The organism is Candidatus Frankia nodulisporulans (genome assembly GCF_902806475.1).
Classification (GTDB): domain Bacteria; phylum Actinomycetota; class Actinomycetes; order Frankiales; family Frankiaceae; genus Frankia; species Frankia umida.
In genome coordinates this window covers 1-4,789 of sequence record NZ_CADCWS010000291.1, presented here as the reverse complement: position 1 = coordinate 4,789, position 4,789 = coordinate 1, and the positions used below count along the sequence as shown (strand labels likewise).

5 protein-coding genes and 1 tRNA gene are annotated in these 4,789 nt (G+C 70.6%); 1 reads left to right on the top strand and 5 read right to left on the bottom strand.

The annotated features are described in order from the left end of the window. Positions 1 to 185 precede the first annotated feature (185 nt). Positions 186 to 272, top strand: a tRNA-Ser gene (locus G6R24_RS18335). Between the two features lie 37 nt (positions 273 to 309). On the opposite strand, the gene G6R24_RS18330 is transcribed toward G6R24_RS18335, so the two are convergent. The 5 genes from G6R24_RS18330 to ssb form a co-directional block, all read right to left on the bottom strand. After that, positions 310 to 1,578, bottom strand: a complete 1,269-nt coding sequence (locus G6R24_RS18330; RefSeq protein WP_163550434.1) for a tyrosine-type recombinase/integrase — start codon at positions 1,576 to 1,578, stop codon at positions 310 to 312. 75 nt (positions 1,579 to 1,653) lie between these two features. Further along, entirely contained in the window at positions 1,654 to 1,917 is a 264-nt protein-coding gene (locus G6R24_RS18325; RefSeq protein WP_225438701.1) for a helix-turn-helix domain-containing protein, read from the bottom strand. A gap of 91 nt (positions 1,918 to 2,008) precedes the next feature. Next, positions 2,009 to 3,274, bottom strand: coding sequence for a DUF3631 domain-containing protein (locus G6R24_RS18320; RefSeq protein WP_163550433.1), 1,266 nt, complete (start codon positions 3,272 to 3,274; stop codon positions 2,009 to 2,011). Continuing rightward, positions 3,271 to 4,212, bottom strand: a complete 942-nt coding sequence (locus tag G6R24_RS18315; protein ID WP_163550432.1) for a bifunctional DNA primase/polymerase — start codon at positions 4,210 to 4,212, stop codon at positions 3,271 to 3,273. The genes G6R24_RS18320 and G6R24_RS18315 overlap by 4 nt, the downstream gene beginning before the upstream one ends. 96 nt (positions 4,213 to 4,308) lie before the next feature. After that, positions 4,309 to 4,789 (bottom strand): single-stranded DNA-binding protein (ssb, locus tag G6R24_RS18310; RefSeq protein ID WP_476727362.1); only part of this gene is annotated, 481 nt, incomplete at its 5' end.

Sequence of the window (4,789 nt, the reverse complement as noted above, 5' to 3'; positions counted from 1 at the left end):
CCGTTTTTCGTTACATACCGTTGCCATCACCGCTAAGCGGGTACCCGGCAGCCTCCGAACCGGGGCCGAGCCACGAGCACGGTGGCGGATGCGGGCCCGGATCGCGGCCTGGCCGTGGAGGGCTGGCGGCGTCCGGTCCGGACCCGGCGAACCACATGCCCGGCGCGTCCGGTAGGCTCACCTACGGTGGAGTCGCCTAGTGGCCGAGGGCGCACGCCTCGAAAGCGTGTGAGGGGGCAACCCCTCCGTGGGTTCAAATCCCACCTCCACCGCAGGTAGACGGGCTGTCCGGCCCCGGCGGGAACATCGTTACGATCGTTCCGCCGGGCCGCCGGTCTCAGTTCTGGTCTCAGTAGCCCCCCAGATCAGGGCACCGACCTGATTGGCGATGCCGCGCCGGATCGGCGCGGTGAGGTGCTGGTAGCGCGCCGCCATCGCCGCGTTGGACCATCCCATGATCTGCATGACGGCGCGATCAGGGACACCGAGAAGCAGCAGGACGGTTGCCGCCGTGTGCCGGGCGTCGTGGAGCCGAGCATCCCGGATGCCGGCGGCGTGCAGTAGCCGCTTCCACTCCGTTGTGTCGGTCCGCGGGTTCGTCGGGCCGCCTGTCGGCGTCGCGAAGATCCAGCCCCCTTCCTGCCATAGATCGGCGGCATTCTCCCGCTCGATGGCCTGTGCGTCCCGGTGCTGCTTGAGAAGTGCGGTGAGTTGGTCGGGCAGGCCGATGCCGCGCCGCCCGGCCCGCGACTTCGTATCCCCGGTTGCCGGCCTGGTAGCGATCCGCTCGGGGCAGTAGCCGGCCTTTCGCTCGGGCGGACACGTCCCGCCACAGCCGTGCTTGTATTTGGGCCGCAAGCGGTTGCGGCGGATACGCAGCTCCCCGTTGTCAAGATTGACGTCCGACCAGCGGAGTCCGAGCGTTTCGCCCTGCCGAAGTCCGAGGGCGAGAGCGAGGGCCCATCGCGCGCCGTTGCGCCGTCGGCTGGCCGTGTCGAGCAGACGTTGGACGTCGGCGACCGTGTAGGGCTCGATCTCAACTTCACTGAGGCGTGGCGGCTTCGCCAGGGACGCGACGTTACGGGACAAGTGACCCCGGCGTATCGCCACATTGATCGCGGTCTTCATGGTGCGGTGGGCCTGGTGGGCGGTGGCGGGCTTACTCCCGTTCCGCTGCATCTTCATGTAAAGACGTTCGAGGTGTTCGGGTTCGAGCTTGTCGAGGCGGTGCGCGCCGAGGCCGGGGATTAGGTGAACGCGAACAGCGACCTGATAACCGGACAGGGTGTTGTCGGCCACGCTTCCCGGGACGATGTTCTCAATCCAATGAGTCAGCCACTGCTTTACCGTCCATGGCTTACCCGACTTCCGAACAGTGCCCGCATCTCGCTGTTGTTCGAGCTTCCGAACCTTCCCGGTTACCTCGGATTCGTCCTTCCCTCGGACGTGCCGCCGGTCAGGCCGTCCGTCGTCGCGAATTCCGACGGTCACCCGACCGTGCCAGGACCCATCGGAGCCGAGGTAGATGGTCGATGTCCCGTTCGGTGCGCGGGTTCCTTCCTTGCGTTTCCTGGGCATGGTTGGTGGCTCCTTGGGTGAGGGCCCGAGGCGCGGCGGGTGGCGTTGGCGAGACGGTCGCCGCGCCCCGGGTGATCAGGCGCTGAGTTGGGTGGCGTAGGCGGTGAGGTCGGCGGGGCGCAGGCGGCGGAGCTTGCCGATGCGGACGGAGGGGATGTCACCGGTGCGGATGAGCGCGTAGAGGGTGGTACGGCCGATCGTGAGCTGTTCCGCGGCCTGCTCGACGGTGAGCAGGATCGTGGCGGGGCTGATGGGGGCGGCGTGCTCTTGGCGCGGGGCCCGGTGAGCCTTATCGGGGACCACACCGTGGAGGTGTTCGGACGCGGGCGGGCGGGTCACGATGAAGGTGCTCCTTTCGCTTTCGGTGGGATGGAGTGCGGTCCCGGTGGCTTGCTGGCAGGCGGGCGCCGGGGCCGCGTCGAACGTCGGGTCATGCGGGGGTGGTGACGGGTATCGGCGGGGTATCCGTCCCATCCGTCACATGGTCGTTTTGGCTGGTCAGGGTGGGACGGGTTGGGGTGGTGGGACGGATGGATCCGTCCCAGGGCGGGTATCCGTCCCGCGTTGAGCTGGGCGGCGACGGGTGGGACGGGTGGGACGTGACCTCCGTCGAGGGGTCTTCGGGGTCCTCGGGTGGGCAGTAGCGGGCCCATGCGTCGGTGAAGGCGGCGCGGTCGTATCCCTTGGCTTGGGTGCCGTCGGGGAAGCGGATGTTGGTGGAGCGGATGCCGTAGTCGCGGAGCATGACGGCCAGGCGGCGGCCGGTGAGTCCGGCGGGTCCGGTTTCGGTCCAGGGGGCTTCGGGGTCGCCGTTGAGGCGTTGCAGGAGCCGGAGGGTGGGGAGGGCGTTGTCGGTGCCGAACGCGCGGCGGCAGTCGAGCAGGAGCCGGACCCGTTGGGAGGTTTCCTCGCCGTCGTCGGCTTCGGCGGTGAGGACGTCGACGGCGCGTCGGGCGCGGTCGGGCCAGGTGCCGCGGGCGTGCTCGGCGATGGTGAACAGGGGTTCCCAGGTGTCGGCGGCGCGGTCTTCGACGGGCATGGCGGGTTCGGCGCGTTCGAGGGCGGGGAGGTCGGGGCGTAGCCAGGCGGCGAGCTTTTCGGCGATGGTGCGTAGGCCGGGCCGGTCGCGGCGGTGGCGGTAGGGGGAGACGGTTTCTCCGGGCATGCGGCGGCGCATGCGGATGACGACGGCGCGGTCTTCGATGGTGTCGGGCATGGTGCCGATTCCGGCGAGTGCGGCCATGGCGAATGTTGGGCAGCGTTCGAGCTGGCGGCCGACGTTGTCCCAGCGAAGCGCGGGCCGGTTGCGCTGGTGTCCGGCGTTGAGCAGGCCCCGGAGGTCTTCGTTGTTGTCGGCGGATTTCCCGCCGAACACGGTGTCGGCTTCGTCGACGAGCAGGGTCGGCGGGTCGTCGTCGATGGACCGGTAGATAGCGGCGGTGGATGCGTTGACGGTGATGAGGGGGTTGTGGCAGGTGGCTTCGATGACGTCGAGGAGACGGGATTTCCCGCAGCGCTTTTCCGGGGCGCGGATGACCATGCGGGGTGCGTGGGCCCATGCGGGTTGGGCGTGGCTCGCGGCGATCCACAGGACGACGGCGTCGGTGGCCTGCGGGGAGGGCAGGACGACGTAGCGCACCAGCGCGGCGCGTAGGGCGTCGAGGATGGCGGCGCCGTCGGCCGGGCGGGGGGTCATGCGGGGATCTGCCGTGGTCGGGCGGCGCCAGCGCGCAGGCCGGAGCGGATGGTTGCTTCGGCGGCGGTCCAGGTGAAGCCGTCGGTACCGATGTGGATTGCGGCAGCCTGTTTCAGCATGTCGTTGACGTCGGTTTCGGTGAGGGCGCCACCGGCGGCGAGTTGGCCGAGTGCGACGGCGGAGCGGTAGAGGGCGGTGTTGCGTTCGCCGGTGGTGGCGTCGGTGATGTAGGTGAGTTGGCGGCTGATCGCGGCGCCCAGGTAGGCGGCGCGGCGTCCGGCGGGCAGGTTCAACAGGACGGGTCGGGGTGCTGGTCGGGGCGGGGTGTGAAGGCGCTGAAACAGTGCGGTGGGTAGCGGGGCGACGGGAAGGTCCCGGACGGTCTTGTACGGGCGTCCGGCCACGGTCGTTCCCGCGGCGACGACCTGGCCGCCCCACGCGCGGGTGTCGATCCATGGGCCGAGGGTCCGGCTGGTGTTGCCCAGGCGGATGCCGTCCGGGGCGGCGTAGTACAGGTGCCAACCGCCCCGGCCGGTGCGCACCGTGTAGGTGCGGGGAAGCTCGATCTCGGCGCGGTGGGCCAGGGCGGCGAGGACATCGGCGCCGTTGCGGACGTCTTCGGCCTGCCATTCCTCGGGTAGCGGGGGGTCGGTGGGCTTGGGGGTGTCGAGGTCGACGACGACCAGGCCGGACGGGCCGGTCGCGATGCCGACGCCGTGGTGGCGGTGGGCATGCCAGTGGGCTTCGACCTGGGCGAGGTCGCGGGTCGCGCGCTGCTCCCAGGTGCGGTGTACCTCGGCGCACGGGCCGGTGCGGGGGCAGTGGTCGACGTCGTGGGCCAGGGGGATCTTGCGGCCGGGGCGCAGGGGCAGGACGTACCAGCCGCGGAACGCGGCGTTGAGCGCGGCAGCCAGCGCGCCGGACGCGGTCACGGGCATGGGCGTGGCTCCTTTCGGTGGTGGGGCGCCGGGTGGGGCAGGCGGCCCGTGGTTGGTCCGGTCTGCCCCTCCTCGTCGCCGTGGGCGGGGCGGCGTCTAGAACGGCGGTTCGTCGCTGTAGCCCTGCTCCGGCTGGCCGGCGGTGCCGTCGGTGCGGCCCGGGGTGGCGGTGGACCAGGCGTCGTCGGTGGGGGTGGCGCCGCGGGCGGTCCGGGTGACGGTGGCGGTGGCGAACAGCAGCGACGGGCCGACCTCGTCGACGTCGAGACCGAACATCGACCGGTGCTCCCCGGCGTCGGTCGTCCAGTGGTGCTGACGCAGACGGCCGGTGACGATGACCCGGATGCCCTTGGCGAGGGAGTCGGAGGCGTGCTCGGCGGCGCCCCGCCAGACGGTGCAGGTCAGGAACATCGCGTCCCCGTCCACCCACTGGTTGGTGGTCTTGTCGAACCGGCGTGGGGTGGAGGCGACGGTGAACCGGCACATCGCCACCCCGTTCGGAGTGAACTTCAGTTCCGGGTCGCCGGTGAGGTTCCCGACGACGGTCAGCGGGGTCTCATTGGCCATGGCGATGGTC

Coding starts and splice junctions, on each gene's coding strand:
- G6R24_RS18330 (WP_163550434.1), bottom strand. CDS start 1,578: ATGCCCAGGAAACGCAAGGAAGGAACCCGCGCACCGAACGGGACATCG.
- G6R24_RS18320 (WP_163550433.1), bottom strand. CDS start 3,274: ATGACCCCCCGCCCGGCCGACGGCGCCGCCATCCTCGACGCCCTACGC.
- G6R24_RS18315 (WP_163550432.1), bottom strand. CDS start 4,212: ATGCCCGTGACCGCGTCCGGCGCGCTGGCTGCCGCGCTCAACGCCGCG.